We start from the raw sequence: 19,578 nt of genomic DNA on the forward strand, positions 1-19,578 counted from the left end.
GCTAGCCCTGTTGCTTGACGGCCAATTTGATGTCCAACAGGCCGAGTTCGGCCGATGCTTTCAAGATCGGCTCGATGCTTCCATAGGGGACGGCGCCATCGGTGCGGATTCGCAGCGACGCCGATTCGCCGTCACGTCGCACCACATCGTTCAGGATCGCATCGAGCGCTGCGTCGTCGAGGACTTTGCCGCCGACGAGTCGTTGACGGTCGCGGTTGACGGTGATGGTCACCGAGACCGGGTCGACGCTGAGCGGGTTGTGCGTCGACGCGACGGGCAGCTCGACGGGCAATCGCGACTCCTGTCGCGCCAGGTGGCTGGACACCAGGAAGAAGATGATCAGCAGAAACACGACATCGATCATCGGCGTCATGTTGGCACCGGTGAACGGTCGGTTCTGCTGATTGGGGATCTTCATCGGCTATCAGCCGCCGGCGGCTGCGACGACGGCGTCTTCGTTGATGCCGAAGTGCTCGTAGACTTCGGCATACGGTCCGCTGGCGCCGTAGCCGGACATGCCGACAAACTTGCCTTGCAACCCGATCCAGCGGTCCCACGACATTCTCAAGCCTGCTTCGACGGCCACGCGGTTGGTGACTTCGGGCGGCAACACTTGATCTTGGTAGGCTTGGCTCTGCTGGGCAAAGAGGTCCATGCAAGGCATGCTGACGACGCGGACTTTCTTGCCCGCCGCGGTCAGTTTTTCGGCGGCCGTGACGCACAGTCCCAGTTCGCTGCCGCTGCCCATCAAAATCACATCCGGGGTGCCTTCACAGTCCGAAAGCACATAACCGCCCTTGGCACATCCTGATGCGGCGGCGTACTTGGTCCGGCACAGCGTGGCCATGTTTTGACGCGACAGCACCATCGCGGCGGGATGATCGCTGATTTCCATCGCGGTTCGGTAACATTCGGCGACTTCGTTGGCGTCGCCGGGGCGGAACACGTTCAACCCCGGAATCGCTCGGCACGCCGACAGGTGTTCGACCGGTTGGTGGGTCGGGCCGTCTTCGCCGACGCCGATCGAATCGTGCGTCAGGATGTACAGGATCGGCTGGTGCATGATCGCCGACAGTCGCATCGCCCCACGCATGTAGTCGGTAAAGACGAAGAACGTCGCCGCGTAGCCTCGCAGGCCCGTCAGGCAGATGCCGTTGACGATGCCCGCCATGGCGTGTTCGCGAATGCCGAAGTGCAGATTGCGACCGGCGTATTGATTCGGCAAAAAGTCTCCGGCGCCCTCGAACGTCAGATCGCTCTTGTTGCTAGGCGCCAAGTCGGCCGAACCGCCGATCATGAAGGGAACGTTCTTGGCGATCGCGTTGAGCACTTTACCGCTGCTATTTCGCGTCGCGTCGCCTTTTTCGCTGGCTTCAAATTCCGGGAGGTCCTTGTCCCAGCCCTCGGGCAACTTGCGATCGAAGATCGCCTGCAGCTCGGCCGCTTTTTCAGGGTTGGCCGACTGGTACGCCGCCCAGGTTTCGTTCCATTTCTGATAATCGGCGGCGCCACGCTGTCCGAGGTTGTTGGCGAAGTGCTCGATGACGCCGTCGGGGATGTGAAATTTCTCTTCGGGCGGAAATCCGTAGGCTTTCTTGGCCAGTTCGACTTCGTCCCAGCCCAGCGGCGCCCCGTGTGCTCCGTGTGTGTTTTGCTTGTTCGGGGCACCCCATCCGATGATCGTCTTGCAGATGATGATGGTCGGCTTGTCGGTGCAGCTGCGGAAGCTTTCGATCGCCTTGGACAGGTTGGACAATTCGTTGACGTCAGAAACATGCACGACGTTCCAGCCGAGGCCTTCGAATCGTTTGCCGACGTCTTCAGAGAACGACAAACTGGTGTCGCCTTCGATCGTGATACTGTTGTCGTCGTACAGCCAACACAGGTTGTCCAGCTTCAGGTGGCCGGCGACCGAGGCGGCTTCGCAGGCGACGCCTTCCATCAGATCGCCGTCGCTGCAGAGGGCAAAGACGTTGTAATCGAACAGCTTGTGTTGGTCGGTGTTGTAGTTCTCGGCCAGCCACTTTTGGCTCATCGCCATGCCGACGCTGTTGCTGACGCCCGCACCGAGTGGTCCGGTCGTGGTTTCGATTCCCGCCGCTTCGGCGTATTCCGGGTGCCCGGCACAAACGCTTCCGATTTGACGAAAGTTCTTGATGTCGTCCAGCTTGATCGACAGTTCGTCCAACACGTTGCCGTCTTTGTCGGTCGCTTTGACGCCGGCCAGGTGCAGGGTGCTGTAGAGCAACATCGAGGCGTGACCACAGGACAGCACGAATCGGTCACGGTTGGGCCAATTCGGATGCGAGGGATCATATTGCATCGTGTGATTGAACAACTGATAGGCGATCGGTGCGAGCGCCATCGGTGTCCCCGGGTGACCGCTGTTGGCAGTCTGGACCGCATCCATGCTGAGGGAGCGAATGGTGTCGACCGCTAGGGTCTCAAGATCAGTCGATGCAACACTCATTTTGCGTGGTCTATTTCGTCGATAGAGGAAGAAAATTTCGTTTCGGCCAGCCGCAAAAGGTACCGCGTTTGTGGGGATTTCGAAAGGGTCGACGAACAACCGTCACGTCAACACCCCGCTTTTTGCGGGCCAAACGCGTGTTTTTTTTGAAATTCGGACGGAGTTTCCGATCCCCCGTTCGCCGGCGAGCAAACTCCCCAAGGCCGCGATCCCCGAACCTCCCCTCGCGATCGCCGCGGAAATGGTTCAAACCGCCGCGGTGACGTTTTCCGAGCAGGGTTCCGATTTCCGTGCGTCGGTCGATTTGATCACCCAGGTGGACGCTCAAGCCGAACCACTGTCCACCGCCATGGGCAACTGAGAGGCCTTTACCCCGTCGGTCAGGTCGGCATGGACGCCACGGTGCCTCGCGGAGCGTCGCAACAAGCCGCTCAGCCCCCATCGACTACGCGCGCCCCTCGGATTGTCGCTTTGTTCCGACAAACAAATAATAGGGTGCTCGGATCAACGGCAGATAGGGAACCTTTCCAACTCGTTCACTGAAACGCGTGACCTCAAACTTGCGGTGCAACATCGCGGTGTGATCGGGGCTGAGGTAGACGTTGTCGGCACCAAACCAATGGGTCCAGAAGGCGCGTCGTAGCCAGTGATGTTGGCGGTGAGCCTGCGCGGCGAATTTTCGTGAGACATAAAAATCCACCACTCCGATCACCCCACCCGGTTTCAAAATTCGATGCGCCCGTTCGATCGCTTCGAACCAGTCGGGAATCATGGTCAGGGAGTAGGAAAACGTCACAATGTCGGCGCTCTCGTCGGCTTGATCCCAGCGCGTCACATCGGCCAGTGAAACCTGGGCGTTGGTGATCCCGGCGTCATTCAACCGTCCGCGTGCAACGTCCAGCAAGGACGGCGAAAGATCGACCAGATGGATTTGCCGTAAGGCTGCGCAGCGATCGCTGGCTCGCAGGATGTTTTCTCCGGTTCCGCATCCCAGGTCGGCCCAAACGCCGGCGGCCGGGAAATCCAGGCCGTCGATCAATTCGTCACGTCCATGTAGCAGACGTGAACGAAACGAATCGTAGTCGGACGCCTGGCCGCTGTAGAAACTCTCCAACCGCTCGGCGTGCGTTTTTCCCCGCACCGGATGAGCCAGCAGGTGCCAGATCACGCGCAGGTCGCTGGCCCAGACCGATTTCTGGGCCACGGTCTGTCGGTTGCGGGTGGCCTTCGTGATGCCCGTGCTGCTCATGCTGCGACACCGTTTAAGTCGGCGATGTAGAAGCTGCCGTAGGTGTGGACACGATCAGTGACATGCAACTGAGCCGCCAATTCTTTTTGGTAGCGAAGCAGTTCTCCCAGTTGGACGTGGGTGCCGTTGGCGTGGACCGTCAAGGGATCGACGAAGTCAACATCCAGTGCCGCACTGCGCCATAGGATCCGCGTGTGTTGGGCCGATCGGTCGATGATGCTCTGCCATTCCGCGGCCAGCAAATCGGGGTGTCGTTCGTACAGCCAATCCATGTGGTCGAGCAAGACGAATCGCGAGACGGGGGCGTCATGGACGCGCAAAAACGATTCCACCGTGTTGTTGTAGGTCGTCACACGGTCCACCAATCCGCTGCGGAGTTGAGCGAACCCCTGAGGCGTCAGATACTCCGGGCAACAAGTCGGCGCGTAGCTGCCGGTCAGATAGACACGCCAAAAGTAGTTGTCCTTCAGCGGGATCTTCTTGAACACCGTCTCGATTCGATCTTGGATAAAACGCCCGATGCCGCCAGGATAGCCGTGGTCGATTTGCATCCGCTGGCTTCGCGGGACCCCCAACATCGCCAACGTCGTGTCGCGACGCAGCACCCACCGCATCGGTTTGGAGAACAACTGCTCCGAGACGCCGCGTGCGTCGTAGATCTCGGCTTGCTCCTGGACCGTTTCGGCCGAGAGGATTTCTTGAACGGATTCGCGCAGCCCCTGCGGCCGGTTGAGATAACCGTTGATCATCCAGGCAAAGAAGCCCGACGTTCCCCGAAAATAAAAACTTTTGCGTCGTGCCGACCCGTCAAAGAAGTCGAGTCGTCGATCCCAAATCGCACGATCGGAACCACGCAGCGCCGGACGCACACGATGGTGGAAGATCGATTGCCAGTTCGGGTGCAGGCCCTTACCGAAGATCTCAAAGAAGTCTTCGTACTCCAGCGTTCGGATGGCGGCCATTTTTAGTTCCAACAGCGCGTTTTGCAACGCGTTCATGTCGACCGCGTGCACCGCCCTGGGGGCCTGTAACGCGTAATCGAGCGCATTGCAGCCGGCCGATGTGATCACCAACACCGTGTCGTCGGGGCCGAGGTCGAGCGCGCGACGATCAAGCCGCGGGTCTTCCCAGCAGGTGTTGTAAACGAGATTTCGCTGATGCACTGCGTTGAAGCAACGTTTGCCTATCCATTCCGTGATCATTCCGGTGGTTTCCGTTGGGAAGGGTGTGTGTTGGGCGACAATTCAGTCGACAGAGGAAACGACACATTCGCGATCGGGGTTCGCTGCCGTGTCGTCAAAACGAGATTCGTTGGTGAGCGGCTCCGGTTGAAACACAGCTCGGGCGACCGGGGCCGACTGTCGTTGCCCGAGCTGCATCAGTTGCGAATCGCCGTAGCGGCTGACGAGTTCCAAATTGCCGTTGTGGCGTTCGACCAGGCCGGTGCAGTTTTCGACCCAGTCACCGGTGTTGCAGTAGAGCACCGAATCAGAACGTTTCATCACCGGCGTATGGATGTGTCCGCAGATCACGCCGTCGCAGTCTTGTTGATGAGCGTGGTGCATGATCTTGTTTTCGTAACGGCTGATGAATTTCACCCCGCGTTTGACGCGGCCCTTGATCACCGCGCACGCACCGTAGGGGTTCCGGTCGTGGTGCAGAAATCGATTCTTGACCCAGCGGTTGAAGCTGAGGCAGGCGTCGTAGAGCGTGGAACTTCCCTTGGAAATCCACTGCGCCCGGGTTTCGAAAAAATCAAACAGGTCGCCGTGCGTGACCAGAAAACGCCATCCGTGGAGCGTTTCCAAAATAAATTCGTCGGCGATGCGGACATCGGGAAATCCGGCCGGCATGACGCTGCGAAAGGACGCTTCACGCAGGAATGAATCGTGGTTGCCAGGCGTGTAGTGCAGCTGCGTCCCTTGCTGAACCAGATCCACCAAGTGGCCGATGATGGCGTCGCAGGGTTCGGTCCAGTGCCAACCCGAATTGATTTTCCAAGCGTCAAAGAAGTCGCCGACCAGGAATAATTTTTCCGGGCGATAACGCTGGAGAAACGCTAGGCATTCATCCGTGCGTGCGTGTTTGCATCCCAAGTGGACATCACTGACAAGTAATGTCCGTACTGAAAGCGGTGAGGTCCCACTCATGCCGATAACGCCTCTGCTCCTTGCGGAGTCGATGAACAACCGATTCCTCAGACAGGGGCGGAGCGTATCAGATGCGTGTTTCTATCGCGTTAATACAAAGCGCAGCTTTGGGTAAGAACTCATTTGTTTTCCATGAGGCGTTGTTGGGCGATGTCGATCAACGGCTTCAGGTCAGAGTTGTCGCCGTAGAGTTCGACCAGGCTGTACCAGATCTTGCGCGCTTCGACCACTTGGTTTTCACTGAGCAATACATCCGCCTCGTCCAGCCGCGCTTGGACGATCTTCGCCGCATCGCTTTCTTCGGCCGATTTCGTTTCCAAAATCGCGATTTGAAACCGGGCCGCATTGACGGCGGTTTCGTACTCCGGATCGTCGCCCAGTACCGTCACCATGCTGTGGTACATGTCGATCGCTTTGGCGAAATCGCCGTTGGCGGAATACTCTTGCGCCTGCTTGTGCAGCAGTTCGCCTTGATTCTTCATCGGCAGGTTGTTCTTGATCTTGACCGACAGCTGGTGCAGGAACTGTTTGACGTTGATCACGTCGATCTGCTGCTGAGCCCACTCGGCGTGGGGGCCGTCGGGAAAACGCACCAACAGTTCGCGCAGCGGTTCGTCTTCGGCTTCGGCCAACGCCTTCCGCGTGTCCATTGCGATCAGCCGTTCGGCACGCTCCCGCAGCGACTGTTCGCTGGCAGGCCAGGCGACGTAGGCCAACAGCATCAACAACAACACCAGACCGCCCAACAAGAACCAGGGCTGGTCATGCCAAACCGTGTTGTCGGGGACTTCGTCTTCTTCCTCGATGGCATTCAGATCGATGACGCCGCGTCCCAGCAACGTGCGGGCTTCGTCTTTGTCTTGTTGATTGGTGACTTGCAACGGGCTGAACCCGCTGCTGGTGTGTTCGGCAACACTGGTGCGCGAGAGAGATCGTTTGCGGACTTCGACCAACGCCATTTTGACGGCGGTCGCGCTGGGCGGGCGATTGGCCGGATCCTTTTCCAGCAATCGCATGATCAGCTTGTCGAACCAAACCGGGCATTGCAACACGATCGAGGCCGGCGTCGGCGGTTGCTCGTGTTGCACGTTCTCGCGGACCTCTTGCATCGTCTCGCCACTGATCGGCAAACGCCCCGTGATCGCCTGATACAGCAACACGCCCAGGGCATACAGGTCGGCGGACGGTTGTGGGGGGGGCACCGAGTTACCGACGGCGGCCGCAACTGATTCGGGTGGCTGTCGGGCCACTTGATCGACCGACGGTGGGCGGGCGGTGCGAAAGGGGGATCCGAACCGATCGGTACGAAGGTCCAGCAAGACCGGCGCGAAGCCGGCGACGATGATCTTGTCCGGACAGATTGCCCCGTGAACGACACCCTGGCCGTGCAGGTATTCCAATGCGTCGGCGATGCCCTGGGCAATCTCCAAGACGTTCTCCCACGACAATCGTCCCGTCCGTTCGATCTGGCTGGACAGTGTTTCACCGTCGATCAATTCATACGCCAGGTAGGCGTCGGTTTCCTCAAACCCGCCGCCATAACATTTCGCGATGCCGGGATGCGACAGCGTCTTTAAGTGCTCCCACTCGTCGGCCAATAATCGTCGCGCTTCCGGCGTGCCGCCAAAGGGCGCCGAAAAAATCTTGACGGCGATCGACTTTTTTAACTGGACATGGATCGCACGCCACACCGAGCTCGTCGACGGATGGTCGCCAAGTTTCGTTTCGATCGCGAGTGGGCCGAGGCGGCTTCGGGGCATCGTGCAATGGATCGTGCAATGGGTCGACAGCTGGGACGCAACGGACAGAATCCATAGCATAACCTCTGATGACACAAAATGGATGGTGCGACAGGGTGGCGTTGCGTGACGTAGGGTTCAGTTCCGGACAACCGACGATCGATGCGGTCGACGGCTTTGCCGAATATTCCAGTCCTGACGATCCGATCGCCACCCGACATTCCGCAACACACCATGACGATTCGCCATCGAGCCATCCTTTCGGTTTTCTTCTTTCTCGCTGTCATCACAACGACTTCGGCTGACGCGCAAACCAGTTGGGTCTCGGCCGAACACAGCGACGCGTTGTCCGCCGCCCATCATTTGGGGATCGCCAAGCCCGCCGACCCAAGTCGTGTCGTCGGACATGACGCTTGCGTGAAATGCCACGCGTCGGAAGTCAAGGTTTGGCAGACGACGCCGCACGCGATGACGTTTGACCAATTGCATCGCAAACCCGAAGCCAAGCAGATCGCGTCAAAGCTGGGCCTGCGTTCGATCAAACACTCCGGTCGCTGTGTCGCGTGTCACTACACCCAGCAAACTGACGCCGCCGGACAGCCCGGTTCCGACGCGGCGCATCACGTCATTGCCGGCGTCTCGTGTGAATCGTGTCATGGTGCCGCCAAAGACTGGCTCGACGTGCATCACCACTACGGCAGCGAAACCGTCACGCGTTTGACGGAGTCTGCCGAGCACCGCGCCGAACGGATCGCGCAAAGCGTTCGAGCAGGGATGCGTAATCCTGCAAACGTCTATCTGGTCGCGCAAAGCTGCCTGCGATGCCATACCACCGCGGACGAAGAATTGGTCAACGTCGGCGGTCATTCCGCCGGGTCACTGGACTTTGAATTCGTCTCGTGGAGCCAAGGGACGATCCGTCACAACTTTGTTGACAGTGACGGCAAGCACAACGCGACACGAACACCCGAGCAGTTGCGCGTGATGTTTGTTGCCGGCATGATCGCCGAACTCGAGGCATCGCTGCGGGCGACCGCTGTTGCGACCCAGAAAGCGACCTTCGCCATGACCGTCGCGCAACGCGCCAGCCGTGCGTCGAAGCGGCTGCAGAGCGTTACAGCCAAAGTCCAGGAACCGATCCTGGATCAAATCCTGAAGGTCGTTGCGGGCGTCAAGCTCAAGCTGAACAACGAAGCCGAGTTGACCGCCGCGGCCGATCAGATCGCAGCGCTCGGCTACCGGTTTGCCGCCGAGTGCGACGGCCAGGGACTCGCCAACCTCGACGCCTTCATCCCGACCGCACGAAAGTAAAAGTAAGCTTCCAGCTTGCGTGAGAGTGGCGTAAGCTTCCAGCTTGCGTCCCGGCAAGCTTTAGCTTGCCCCCCGTAACACACGCCAAGCTAAAGCTTGCGAAGCGGCAAGCTGGAAGCGTGCCCCACCTACCACACGCCAAGCTGAAGCTTGCGAGGCGGCAAGCTGGAAGCGTGCCCCACCCTAACACACGCCAAGCTGAAGCTTGCGAGGCGGCAAGCTGGAAGCGTGCCCCACCTAACACACGCCAAGCTAAAGCTTGCGAGGCGGCAAGCTGGAAGCGTGCCCCACCTAACACACGCCAAGCTAAAGCTTGCGAGGCGGCAAGCTGGAAGCGTGCCCCACCCTAACACACGCCAAGCTGAAGCTTGCGAGGCGGCAAGCTGGAAGCGTGCCCCACCGCAAGCCGCTACCTCGGCTGGCTGGGCAGGTTGGTGGCGATGATGCCGTCGTTGCCGTAGTTGTCGACTTCGTTGACCGCCAGATCTTCGCTGTAGTCCCCGGTCTTGACGATCACGATGTCGCCGGCTTCGTCTTCTTCGACCGCCGCGCCATGGTGCCGCGTCAGTTCCAGCGTCGCGAGGAACCAACCGATCAACGCCGACTTGTGGATGCCGCCTTCGACCAGATCCATCAACGGCACACGCGGCCGCGCCGCCAGTTGCGTGTGGATCTTTTGCATGTAAACGTGGATCGGGGTGTCGTCGTAGATGACTTCGGTCTGAGGCGGGCCGGCGGATTCGCGCATGATCCGTCCGAAGGCGCTGACCAAGTCCCAGATCTCCAAATCCGCGATCGGTTGATCGCCCGGGTCGATCCGACGTCGCGGCAGGTCATCACTCATCCGCTGGTAACGCTGTTGCCAACGTCCCGCCATCTCATCGAGCACCGCCGCCGCGTCCCGGATCTCCTTGTATTGCAGCAGTCGTTCGACCAACTCGGATTGCGGGTCTTCGATCTGCTCGTCTTCCTCGTCGGATTCAACCGTTTGGGGAAGCACCGCCTGGCTTTTTAATTCGACCAGAATGCTCGCCAATTCCAGAAAGTCGCCGATGTCGGCCAGATCCAATTCCTGAAGCAGTTCCAGGTAGTCGCTGTATTGATCGATCACCTTGGAAAGCGAGACCTCCATCAAGCTGACCTCCTGGCGTCGCGCCAGGTAGAGGAGCAAGTCGATGGGACCGTTGTAGATAGCGAGTTCGACGCGGAATGGCATGGACTCAGTTTAGCCTAAACCGCCAGTTGGACCAAATCTTTCGGCCCCGTGTGGCCGTCCGCCTGGATCGCCTTCTGTTCCAATTCTTCGTCGACGAGGTTGTAAAACACGTCTCGTTGACGCGGTTGGAATCCCAATTCTTCGATCGCCTGACGAATTTGGGTCAACGACATGAAGTGGACAGTTCCGGCTTCGGCGACGACGTTCTCTTCAATCATCAAGCTGCCCATGTCGTTGGCGCCGAACAGCATCGCCAGTTGACCCATCTTCAATCCCTGCGTCACCCAGCTGCTTTGGATGTTGGCAACGTTGTCCAGGAACAGGCGGGAAACGGCTTGGGTCTTCAGGTATTCAAACGATCCCGACGCCGGGATGTGGCTCATGTCGGTGTTGTCCGGCTGGAACGTCCAGCAGATGAAGGCCGTGAATCCACCGGTTTCATCCTGCAGGTCGCGGATCCGCTCGAGGTGCTCGATCCGCTCGGCCAAGGTTTCGACGTGGCCGAACATCATCGTCGCGGTGCTGATCCCGCCCAGCTTGTGCCAGACCCGCATCACGTTGAGCCAATTGTCCGAGTCGACTTTGCCCCGAGTCAGTTCGTTGCGGACGCGGTCGACCAGGATTTCAGCGCCTCCGCCGGGGATGCTTCCCAAGCCCGCCGCTTTCAGTCGCGACAGAACCTCTTCGATCGGCAGGTTGTTCACCTTGGTGAAGTGGTACAGCTCGGGCGGGCTGAACCCGTGGATATTCACCGACGGGAACGCCGACTTGATGTCCGAGAGTAACTCTTCGTACCAATCGAGTTTGAACTTGGGGTGCAAACCGCCTTGCATCAGAATTTGGTTGCCGCCGACCGCCACCGTCTCTTCGACTTTGCGGAGCAGTTCTTCCCGCGGCAGCACATAGCCTTCGTCGCTCTTGGGGCCGCGATAAAACGCGCAGAAGTGACAGACGGCGGTGCAGATGTTGGTGTAGTTGATATTCCGATCGACGTTGTAAGTTCGATACGGTTCGGGGTGCATCCGCCGCGAGACCTTGTCGGCAGCCGCGCCGATGGCCGCCAAGTCGTGGCTCTCCAACAGCGTTAAACCTTCCGATGCCGAAAGTCGCTCGCCGGCAACCGCTTTGTCCAGGATGTCCGTGATCATGATTCTTCAATCGATTCAGTGGTTTTCGTGTCGAGCAATCCGAGTTCTTCGCAACCGTCGCGGAAACGCCGCAGTCCATCGAGTTCGGATTCACCCAGTTGAAAGTGAAGGTTCTCGGCAAAATAGCGATACAGGTCTTCGTTCGTCAGCCCATGTGCCGCCGCATGGGTCCGGGCAATCGATTCCATCGCTTCCACACCGGCGTCGCGACAACGCTGCAAAATGTCGACCAGGTCATCGGTGTCGATCCCGGGTCTGGCCACCCACATGGCGAAAACGAAGGGGGTTTCGGTGTAGCGGCACCAGCGGTCCCCAAGGTCCCAAATCTCATTGTAGACCCCCCGCTCGGGATGCATCGCACGGTCTCCGATGATCAGTACGGCGTCGGCGTCGACCGATTCGGGTGACTGCTCCATCGACAGGACCGTCGTTTCGGGTTTCAGCCCGTGCATCTGCCACAACAACACGCGTACCATCGCCGCGCTGGTGCGACTGCCTTCGTCCAGCGCCAGCCGTTTGATCTGCTTGACGGGCACGCGGCTGACCAACCGCACGCTCCACACCGGCCCGCGGCAGGCGATCGCGGCGTCGGAGACGATTTGGTAACCGTCGCCGCGAAAGTACTCGACCGAGGGGATCAGCGCGACGTCTAATTCACCCGAACGCAGCTGGCTGGCCAATCGGCTGGGCAAGTTCAACGTCAACGAGTCACCGGGGCCCAGGGCTTCTTTGAGCCCGTGGATCAACGGCTTGGTGTTTAAGTACGAAACGGCGCCCAGGCGAGTCATGATTCCGTCCGGATTTCAGTGGTGACGACGCGCGATGGTAAGTGGACCGCACCCACGTCGCGAGCGCAACACCTTAGCCGATCCACCGCCGTTCGCCGAGGTCTGACACTCAGAACGGGCAAGGCGATTCGATTTCGATCAGACGACCGTTGGATGGGTCGTGGAACTGCAATCGGTGGGCGTGCAGCAGGATGCGGTCGGTGTGCTGTTCCGCCGCACCGTAGGTCGTATCCCCGACGATCGGGTGTCCGCGGGAGGCCGTTTGCAGTCGCAGCTGGTGCATCCGTCCGGTGATCGGGTTCAATTCCAACCGGCTCGTGTCCTCGGCGGAATCCACGGAGACCGTTTTGACGATCGTGCTGGCCAGCTTTGCACCGGCCGCGGTCTCGGCACAGACTTCCGCGCGGGGCAACGCGTCCATTTTGCGGATGAAATCGTCCCACTGTTGAGGGTCCGTTTCGCCCGCCTTGTATCGGCCTTCGACGACCGCCAAGTACTGTTTGTGCGTCTTGCGACTGGCGAATTGGGCCGACAACAGTCGGGCGGCTTTTTTCGTCAGTGCGACCAAGATCACGCCGCTGACGAACCGATCCAATCGGTGTGGAAAGGAGAGGTAGCCATCCGGGCGTGCGAGTTGACGATGCAGTCGGCTTTCCAGACTATCGATTCCAGCGGGAGCTTGGGTCGACAGCCCGGCCGGCTTGTTGACCGCCAGCATCAGATCGCTCTGCCAAAGCAATTGAATGTCCGAGTCAGCCATCAGTGATCCAATGCGTCATGGGAAAGAATCGATCAAGCAGGGTGATCGTGGGCTTGGATGGAATCAACTCGCAAGCCTCGCAGAGACTGCCAGGGTGTCGTTTTCGTATCGACCAGCTTGGCAGATTCTCTTCCATCTCAAAGCACCGCCGATACCACGCTGCGATCAGTCACGATGATCAGCCTACGTTTGCTTCAGGTTGCACGCCGTTCAACACGCGTCACCTTCTGCAGCAGTCACTTTCAGCGCATAAAAAAACGAGAGATCCCGGCCACGACAAAGAGAAGTTTCAATCGGAATCGCAACTTCGCTTCGTACACGAATCTCTCGCTCATTGAAGTTGTACGCGTTGTCGCACATCAGTCAAGAGCGACTGGTGTGATCGGATTAAAAAAAAAGCGGCGATTGGGAGCGGATTTCAACGACAATCTTGGACTTCCAACATCACTTCACGGTGTGCCGCGCGCGTCAACGGCGCGCAACCGGTTAACCTTTAGGACGGTGGTTCCGTTTGAACGTTACCGACTGCCCAATCACTTCCTGCTCTCAGCCAACGCGACATGCAACCGGCTATCGATCTCTCCGAAACATCGCACTTGCACTTCGTGACCGGAACGCTTGCCCAGCATGCGGTCCGCGAGATCGTCGACGCGCTCGCCGGGCGGCATGCGTTTGACTATTCGATCGGTGTCATGCCGATCACCGTCGCTGCGTTGATGACCCCAAAATGGCTCGCGCGCAAGCTGGATTTGCCCAAGCAAGCGACTCATTTGATCGTGCCGGGGTTCTGCGAATCGGGAATCCAAACGTTGCGTTCCCAAGTCGCGGCCGAAGTCGTTGTCGGACCGAATGATTGTCGCGACATGGCGGAACTGTTTGGCGAATCACGTTCCGAAATCGACCTCAGTCGCTATGACATCGAGATCATTGCGGAGATCAATCATGTGCCCCGGCTGTCCCGGGACGAATTTTTGACCACTGCATTGCAACTGATGCGTGACGGTGCGGATCGAATTGATGTCGGGTGTGATCCAACCGCACGCTTTGAATCGATTGCGGACTACATTGCCGCGCTGGTGTCGCAAGGCATTCCCGTTTCGGTCGATACGTTTGACCCTTGGGAAGCGGAAGCGGCTTGTCGTGCCGGTGCATCACTGGTGCTGAGTGTGAATTCTCAGAATCGCGAGCATGCCCAGCGCTGGGGCACGGAGGTTGTCGTGATTCCTGATTCACCATCCGATCTCAGCAGCCTGGATGAAACGATCGAGTATTTGTCGCAGCGGAACGTCCCGATGCGATTGGATCCGATTTTGGAGCCGATTGGTTCGGGATTGGCGGCCAGCATCGTGCGTTATTCGGAGGTGCGCAGACGCTATCCGGAATTGCCGATGATGATGGGAATCGGCAACGTGACGGAATTGACCGACGCCGATTCGGCCGGCATCAACGCGGTGCTATTGGGGATCTGTCAGGAGCTGGGAATTCAAAGTGTCCTGACCACCCAGGTGATCAACTGGGCGCGATCTTCGGTGCGTGAGTGTGACCATGCGCGACGCCTCGTGCATGCGGCGGTCCGAAATGGCATTCCTCCCAAGAATCTGTCCGACGAATTGGTGCTGCTGCGGGATCGAAGGTTGCGTTCGTTCCCGTTGGACACTCTGGAGGGGCTTTCCCAGGCCATCAAGGACAATAACTACCGTTTGTTCGCCCAGGATGATGCGATCCACTTGGTCTCGCGTCAGCTGTATCTTCGCGAGCAGGACCCGTTTTTGCTGTTCGAGAGGCTGCTGAACGAGCCGATTGCTGACAATGTGGACCGTGGGCACGCGTTTTATCTGGGCTACGAAATGGCCAAAGCGTCGATCGCGTTGACCTTAGGAAAGCAGTATGAGCAAGATCGCGCACTTGATTGGGGGTTCCTGACCCGCCGCGAGGATCTGCACCGCCTCGCTCGCAGCAGCCGCCATCGCAAGGAGCCATAATTGCATTCACCCGCAACTGCGGGATTTGGGACCAACTCTCGCCTTTTGAATTTGGGCGGGCCGTGTAGACTGTAGTGTCCAAATGTAGCTGGCCGGTCAAGACGGAGAGACCTGCATAACGCTGCATTTGATTCGCCCTCTCGCTATTCGTAAAACGACGGACCGTCGCGACGATGGAATCCACCACACGCTTCGAACCCAATCCAACGGTTACATTTCGGGGCACCGTTAACACCAGCGGTGACGCGAAACTCGTTCATTGGTATGACCACCTGATCGAACGACAGAAGGTCAGTTGGACGGGGCACCATCACATGCTTCGTCTGCTCGGCCGTGGCGGCCAGGGCGAGGTCTATCTGACGGAGTATCGCGGGACGGACGGGTTCACGGTCCCGGTCGCGATGAAAGTGTTCTCCCCCGAGCACTACCAAAGCGCCCGCGCCTACGACGAGGCGATGCGGCGGATCGCCACGATTGCATCCAAAGTCGCGTTGATTCAGCACGACAACCTGCTGGCGGTGCAAAACTTCTTCGAACGGCACCGGATCCGCATCATGATGATGGAATGGGTCGACGGCTATGACCTTCGCCAACTGCTCGCACCGAGTTGCTTGAAACTGTTGGGCCAGCATTTGGACAACCGTCGGTTCAAATACATCAACGATGTGATCATCACCAAGGGACCCGACCATTCGCGTTTCAAAGCCGGCATCGCCGTGGCCATCATGCGTGAGTGCTTGGCGGCACTGGCGGCGCTGCACCGCGAAGGCATCGTGCATGGCGACGTCAAACCCGCTAACATCATGCTCAAACGCAGCGGCCACACCAAACTGATCGATTTGGGATCGGCGATCGAATACAAGAATCCGCCCCGCGAACGCGAATGCACTCCGATGTACGCGGCTCCGGAAATCTTGGAAAACGAATTGGCGACCCCACGCAGTGACTTGGCAAGTGTCGGCTACGTGTTGATCGAACTGCTCAGCGGACGAAACATTTTTGCCGGCAAAGAAAGCCTGCGTGATCTGGTGGAAGCCAAACTCGCTTTGCCCTCGCGACTGGAAGAAGTGTTGCCGGCGGACATCAGTCGCAACGATTTGTTGATGAACTTTCTGGTCGGATTGATCTCGCCCGACCCGAATTTACGGTTCCCCAATGCCGAAGCCGCCGAGCATGTCGACACCGGTGCGGCGGCATTTCATCGACAATTGGTCATCGGTGACATGTCGACCGAATACAACAATGATATCCGGCTTTGGCTGGAAGAACTCCGACGACTCGAAATCGAATTGTGAATCAAGAACACTTGGACCTGGCGATCAAGGCCGCAAAGGCCGGCGCCGTGGAACTGCTCAGCCGATGGGAAAACCGAACCGTTTCCGAAAAGGCTCCCAAAGATCTCGTCACCGATGCGGATCTGGCATCACAGAAAGCGATTCGCAAGATTCTGATGGACGCCTTCGGCGGCTATGCGTTCGTGGGGGAAGAAGAGGGCGAAAATGACCCGCCCGCGGCGGTTCGAAGTGGTGACGCCGACGCGCCGCCGTGCTGGGTCGTCGATCCGCTCGATGGAACCGTCAACTACGTTCATCGGCTGCAATCCTTCGCCGTTTCGATCGGGCTGTACCACGCCGGCAAGATGCGTTTGGGCGTGATCCTCGATCCCGTCTCCAACGAACTCTTCTCCGCCGTCGACGGCGCCGGCGCACACCTCAATGGGCGGCCGATTCGGGCCAGCGATTGCGAAGACCTGTCGCAGGCGCTGGTCGCGTGCAGTTTTCCCGCCGGCGTCAAAGCGGATTCGCCGGAGGTCGCCCGGTTCGTCAAAGTCCTCGAACGCTGCCGATCACTTCGCCGACTCGGTTCTTGTGCACTCAACATGTGCTACGTCGCCGCCGGACGTCTGGACGGCTATTGGGCGACCAACGTCTGCCCCTGGGATTCCGCCGCCGGTACCGTGATCGCTCGCGAGGCCGGGGCGCAGCTGACCGCCTATGACGGATCCGAACTGGACGACTGGTTGCCAAAATTCTGTGTCACCGCGACCAAGCCGATGCACGAAACCATGGTCGGCCTGCTCGGCAGGGATTGATCGGGTTTGAATCCCGGGAGACCGAAATGGAATTTGACGTCGAAAAACTGACGCTGCAAGAAACCTACCTGCGTTTGGTTCAATTGATCACGCCCCGACCGATCGCTTGGGTTTCGACGCTGTCGGTCGACGGAGTGCCAAACCTGGCACCGTTTTCTTTCTTCAGCGGCGTCGGGGCGAACCCGCCGACGGTCTGCTTCGCCCCGGCCAACAACGCCCAGGGACTGCCCAAAGACACGCTGGAAAACGTGCGACGCACCGGTCAGTTTGTGGTCAACGTCGTGACCGAGTCGGTGGCGCAAGCGATGCACCGCAGCAGCGACGAAGTGGGTTCGGAAATCGACGAATTTCAACACGTCGGTGTCGAGCCGATCGAATCGGTCAAAGTCAAACCGCCCCGCGTCCGATCGGCCGTTGCCGCCATGGAGTGCACCCTGCATTCGGCGATCACACTGGGAACCGGCCCTGCCGGAGCGAATCTGGTGATCGGAAACGTCGTCTACTTCCACGTCGAAGACAATCTGGTCGACCAAAAGTCCCTGCACACGATCGCACGCGTCGGACGCCGCGAATACACGGAAGTCAAAGAGACCTTCCGGCTGGAATGAGGGCGGTTAGCGGTTAGTTAGTAGCGGTTGGGTGGGAGTGGGGACTCAACACGCTGCCTTCCCCGGGACGTTATAATTGCCCGGTCCGGCCGCTCTTCTGATCTCTCGTCGTTCCAGGTTTCCGTGCCATGCCCCAGGTCGATCGCCGCACCGTCGTCGTGCTTGCCTTGCTGGTTTGCCTTTGCCCTGTGATCGGACATGCCCAGTCGGACGCTCGGTTGTGGACCGACAAGACGGGTAAGTTCCAGGTCAGCGCCAAGCTGATTGAGCACAACGAAACACAAGTCAAGTTGCAGAAGAGCGATGGTCGAGTGATCACCGTTCCGCTGAATATTCTCAGCCCTGCCGACGCCAAATTCGTCCGAGAACTCGATGCCGAGCCGGTCAATCCATTTGCCGGTGGGGAGCCGATGACGCCTGCGACCCCTGATCGCAAACTGGCTCCGTCTCCATCCGGATCGTTCCCGCAGCGCAGCACCACCGAAGAGTTGCCGACCGATGGAACGGAAATCTACATCAACGTCGATGAGACGATGCCTGCGGTGCAGCCCGATCCGGGAGTGGGTGGATTTCAATTCGCCGAGTTCGCCCGCCCGATTGAGCAGCTCGATGCCTACGCCCGTGTTTCGCAACCGATCCTGGTCGATCCCACCGTACCCGTGTTTGCGGTGTCGACACATCGCAACGGCAATGCGGTCAGCCCGGCGCATTTTGGGCATGTCTTTCTGACCACGAAGAGCAGCAAGCAGCCGAAGTTGGCCTTTGAGTCCGACGAGACCTTTTTGTTGTTGGACCACAACATCGCTTACGATCGTTCGGTGGCCATGATCGGTGTCGATTCACCTTCGGATCGGGGCGGTGACTTGGCGGTCATGGACGGCCTGGCGACCGGTAGCCCCCGTGTGGTTGCGCGATGGCATTTGCCCGAATGGCAGAAACCGGGATTCAAACCGAAGGCGGAGTTCGCCACGATGTTGGATGGCACCCGAGCGCTCGTGCAAGTCAATTCGTCGATTTATTGTTGGTCGCTTGATGACGGAAAATGCCACTTTTTGATTCAACGGGTGCCGGCGACGGGCAAGGTCGCCGTCAGCGCCGGAGGACGTTTCCTTGCCATTTCGGTCAGCGGCGGAACCCAGATGATCGATGTCGCCAGCGCCGAGCTGATCGGCAAGATTCCCTTTCCCGGAACCCTGACGCCCGAAGTCCGTTTTTCGCCCGACGGCAGCCGACTGGCGATGGCGGCCGGCAATCAAGTGGCGGTTTGGAATCTCCAGTCCGCCGGTATAGAGATGGAGGAAACCGTCGAAACGCCGATCGGGCGGTTGGTCGGCTGGGTGGGTGACGATGCGTTGCTCAGCCAGTTCGCGTTGATCGATCTGGAGATGGCCCAGGCGGTCTGGAAATATCACCTGCCCTCCGGCGGGAAAGAAATGACCGTTCCCGGCGGATTCGTTTGCATCGACAAAAATGCGCGCCCGGCCATGATCACCAGTCTTCCGCTGCCGCATGGTGCGATCGCCAAGGTCAAGCAACAGCTGAAGAATGCCGGCAACGACATGTTGCTGCTTGGACCCGGCGGCAAAGTCTCCTTGGAAGTCAGCGGCATCAAGGGCGTCGACGAACAAGTGATGGAAGACGCGCTTCGAGAGGCGGTGGAAAAAGCAGGCTGGAACGTGGTTCCCGACGCCGACATCAAAGTCGTTGCGACGATCACGCGCGGTGAAAAACAAGTGCTCAATTACCGCCCCATCGGAGCCTCGTTCCGCAGCGAAGGCGAAACGGTCAATCTGAAACCCTATCGCGCCAGTTTGAAAGTGGTCCAAGGCGACACCACGCTGTGGCAGCGCAGTTCAGAAAACATGGTCCCTTTCATCATCCGCTTGAATGCGGGCGAGTCGATCAAGCATGCCGTGAAACGTTATGAAAAGGCCGATCCGGAGTATTTCAAACGCGTCAACATTCCGCCCAAGATCATCAAACCGGAACACCGCAGCATCGTTGGAACCAGCCGCATCCAAAACGGACGCTGGGTCGATTTCTGAAGCTCTGCCCTATCGTCTTG

At 58.9% G+C, this 19,578-nt stretch carries 17 protein-coding genes; 7 read left to right on the forward strand and 10 right to left on the reverse strand.

All coding sequences use genetic code 11. The features are described from left to right. Window position 1: 1 nt before the first annotated feature. Together TBK1r_RS27870 and tkt are read right to left on the reverse strand one after the other, a co-directional pair. Entirely contained in the window at window positions 2-418 is a 417-nt protein-coding gene (locus TBK1r_RS27870) for an ExbD/TolR family protein (protein WP_145218226.1), read from the reverse strand. Between the two features lie 6 nt (window positions 419-424). Next, window positions 425-2,470: a transketolase gene (tkt, locus tag TBK1r_RS27875; protein ID WP_145218228.1), complete on the reverse strand. Its 2,046-nt coding sequence runs from the start codon at window positions 2,468-2,470 to the stop codon at window positions 425-427. 70 nt (window positions 2,471-2,540) lie between these two features. Here tkt and TBK1r_RS27880 point away from each other — a divergent pair, with 70 nt between their 5' ends. Next, entirely contained in the window at window positions 2,541-2,831 is a 291-nt protein-coding gene (locus TBK1r_RS27880; RefSeq protein ID WP_145218230.1) for a hypothetical protein, read from the forward strand. An 84-nt stretch (window positions 2,832-2,915) separates the two neighbouring features. Here TBK1r_RS27880 and TBK1r_RS27885 read toward each other — a convergent pair whose 3' ends face one another. From TBK1r_RS27885 to TBK1r_RS27900, 4 genes are all read right to left on the reverse strand, one after another. After that, window positions 2,916-3,719, reverse strand: coding sequence for a class I SAM-dependent methyltransferase (locus tag TBK1r_RS27885; protein ID WP_145218231.1), 804 nt, complete (start codon window positions 3,717-3,719; stop codon window positions 2,916-2,918). Next, complete coding sequence (locus TBK1r_RS27890; RefSeq protein WP_145218233.1) at window positions 3,716-4,921, reverse strand: BtaA family protein; 1,206 nt, start codon at window positions 4,919-4,921, stop codon at window positions 3,716-3,718. Before TBK1r_RS27890 ends, TBK1r_RS27885 begins: the two co-directional genes overlap by 4 nt. Window positions 4,922-4,963: 42 nt before the next feature. Then, window positions 4,964-5,869 carry a UDP-2,3-diacylglucosamine diphosphatase gene (locus TBK1r_RS27895; protein ID WP_145218235.1) on the reverse strand — a complete coding sequence of 302 codons (906 nt, stop codon included), beginning with the start codon at window positions 5,867-5,869 and terminating at the stop codon, window positions 4,964-4,966. Between the two features lie 119 nt (window positions 5,870-5,988). Further along, complete coding sequence (locus TBK1r_RS27900) at window positions 5,989-7,629, reverse strand: serine/threonine protein kinase (protein ID WP_145218238.1); 1,641 nt, start codon at window positions 7,627-7,629, stop codon at window positions 5,989-5,991. A gap of 213 nt (window positions 7,630-7,842) precedes the next feature. On the opposite strand from TBK1r_RS27900, the gene TBK1r_RS27905 reads away from it, so the two are divergent. Then, entirely contained in the window at window positions 7,843-8,919 is a 1,077-nt protein-coding gene (locus tag TBK1r_RS27905) for a cytochrome c family protein (protein WP_145218240.1), read from the forward strand. Between the two features lie 409 nt (window positions 8,920-9,328). Here the strand turns inward: TBK1r_RS27905 and TBK1r_RS27910 are convergent, their stop codons facing one another. The 4 genes from TBK1r_RS27910 to TBK1r_RS27925 all read right to left on the reverse strand — a co-directional run bounded on the left by TBK1r_RS27910 (window position 9,329) and on the right by TBK1r_RS27925 (window position 12,831). Next, window positions 9,329-10,135: a segregation and condensation protein A gene (locus tag TBK1r_RS27910; protein ID WP_145218242.1), complete on the reverse strand. Its 807-nt coding sequence runs from the start codon at window positions 10,133-10,135 to the stop codon at window positions 9,329-9,331. Window positions 10,136-10,149: 14 nt separating this feature from the next. Beyond that, complete coding sequence (mqnC, locus tag TBK1r_RS27915; protein ID WP_145218244.1) at window positions 10,150-11,283, reverse strand: cyclic dehypoxanthinyl futalosine synthase; 1,134 nt, start codon at window positions 11,281-11,283, stop codon at window positions 10,150-10,152. Continuing rightward, the gene (locus TBK1r_RS27920) at window positions 11,280-12,071 is read right to left on the reverse strand and encodes a menaquinone biosynthetic enzyme MqnA/MqnD family protein (protein ID WP_145218246.1); all 792 of its coding nucleotides are present in this window, start codon (window positions 12,069-12,071) and stop codon (window positions 11,280-11,282) included. Before TBK1r_RS27920 ends, mqnC begins: the two co-directional genes overlap by 4 nt. Window positions 12,072-12,180: 109 nt before the next feature. Beyond that, window positions 12,181-12,831, reverse strand: coding sequence for an RluA family pseudouridine synthase (locus tag TBK1r_RS27925; protein WP_145218248.1), 651 nt, complete (start codon window positions 12,829-12,831; stop codon window positions 12,181-12,183). Between the two features lie 560 nt (window positions 12,832-13,391). On the opposite strand from TBK1r_RS27925, the gene TBK1r_RS27930 reads away from it, so the two are divergent. The 5 genes from TBK1r_RS27930 (at window position 13,392) to TBK1r_RS27950 (ending at window position 19,558) form a co-directional block, all read left to right on the forward strand. Next, window positions 13,392-14,813: a DUF6513 domain-containing protein gene (locus TBK1r_RS27930; RefSeq protein WP_145218250.1), complete on the forward strand. Its 1,422-nt coding sequence runs from the start codon at window positions 13,392-13,394 to the stop codon at window positions 14,811-14,813. A 173-nt stretch (window positions 14,814-14,986) separates the two neighbouring features. Next, complete coding sequence (locus TBK1r_RS27935; RefSeq protein WP_145218252.1) at window positions 14,987-16,108, forward strand: serine/threonine protein kinase; 1,122 nt, start codon at window positions 14,987-14,989, stop codon at window positions 16,106-16,108. Continuing rightward, window positions 16,105-16,905 (forward strand): inositol monophosphatase family protein, encoded by an 801-nt coding sequence (locus TBK1r_RS27940; RefSeq protein WP_145218254.1) that lies wholly within the window; start codon window positions 16,105-16,107, stop codon window positions 16,903-16,905. The genes TBK1r_RS27935 and TBK1r_RS27940 overlap by 4 nt, the downstream gene beginning before the upstream one ends. A 26-nt stretch (window positions 16,906-16,931) precedes the next feature. Next, window positions 16,932-17,513: a flavin reductase family protein gene (locus TBK1r_RS27945; RefSeq protein ID WP_145218256.1), complete on the forward strand. Its 582-nt coding sequence runs from the start codon at window positions 16,932-16,934 to the stop codon at window positions 17,511-17,513. A gap of 128 nt (window positions 17,514-17,641) precedes the next feature. Continuing rightward, complete coding sequence (locus TBK1r_RS27950) at window positions 17,642-19,558, forward strand: SHD1 domain-containing protein (protein ID WP_145218258.1); 1,917 nt, start codon at window positions 17,642-17,644, stop codon at window positions 19,556-19,558. Window positions 19,559-19,578: the final 20 nt, after the last annotated feature.

Source organism: Stieleria magnilauensis, assembly GCA_007753675.1.
GTDB classification, from domain to species: Bacteria; Planctomycetota; Planctomycetia; order Pirellulales; family Pirellulaceae; genus Stieleria; species Stieleria magnilauensis.

Bases quoted from the DNA above. Each gene is read 5' to 3' on its own strand.
- TBK1r_RS27870 (WP_145218226.1), bottom strand. From the start codon at position 418: ATGAAGATCCCCAATCAGCAGAACCGACCGTTCACCGGTGCCAACATG.
- tkt (WP_145218228.1), bottom strand. From the start codon at position 2,470: ATGAGTGTTGCATCGACTGATCTTGAGACCCTAGCGGTCGACACCATT.
- TBK1r_RS27885 (WP_145218231.1), bottom strand. From the start codon at position 3,719: ATGAGCAGCACGGGCATCACGAAGGCCACCCGCAACCGACAGACCGTG.
- TBK1r_RS27890 (WP_145218233.1), bottom strand. From the start codon at position 4,921: ATGATCACGGAATGGATAGGCAAACGTTGCTTCAACGCAGTGCATCAG.
- TBK1r_RS27895 (WP_145218235.1), bottom strand. From the start codon at position 5,869: ATGAGTGGGACCTCACCGCTTTCAGTACGGACATTACTTGTCAGTGAT.
- TBK1r_RS27900 (WP_145218238.1), bottom strand. From the start codon at position 7,629: ATGCCCCGAAGCCGCCTCGGCCCACTCGCGATCGAAACGAAACTTGGC.
- TBK1r_RS27905 (WP_145218240.1), top strand. From the start codon at position 7,843: ATGACGATTCGCCATCGAGCCATCCTTTCGGTTTTCTTCTTTCTCGCT.
- TBK1r_RS27910 (WP_145218242.1), bottom strand. From the start codon at position 10,135: ATGCCATTCCGCGTCGAACTCGCTATCTACAACGGTCCCATCGACTTG.
- mqnC (WP_145218244.1), bottom strand. From the start codon at position 11,283: ATGATCACGGACATCCTGGACAAAGCGGTTGCCGGCGAGCGACTTTCG.
- TBK1r_RS27920 (WP_145218246.1), bottom strand. From the start codon at position 12,071: ATGACTCGCCTGGGCGCCGTTTCGTACTTAAACACCAAGCCGTTGATC.
- TBK1r_RS27925 (WP_145218248.1), bottom strand. From the start codon at position 12,831: ATGGCTGACTCGGACATTCAATTGCTTTGGCAGAGCGATCTGATGCTG.
- TBK1r_RS27930 (WP_145218250.1), top strand. From the start codon at position 13,392: ATGCAACCGGCTATCGATCTCTCCGAAACATCGCACTTGCACTTCGTG.
- TBK1r_RS27935 (WP_145218252.1), top strand. From the start codon at position 14,987: ATGGAATCCACCACACGCTTCGAACCCAATCCAACGGTTACATTTCGG.
- TBK1r_RS27945 (WP_145218256.1), top strand. From the start codon at position 16,932: ATGGAATTTGACGTCGAAAAACTGACGCTGCAAGAAACCTACCTGCGT.
- TBK1r_RS27950 (WP_145218258.1), top strand. From the start codon at position 17,642: ATGCCCCAGGTCGATCGCCGCACCGTCGTCGTGCTTGCCTTGCTGGTT.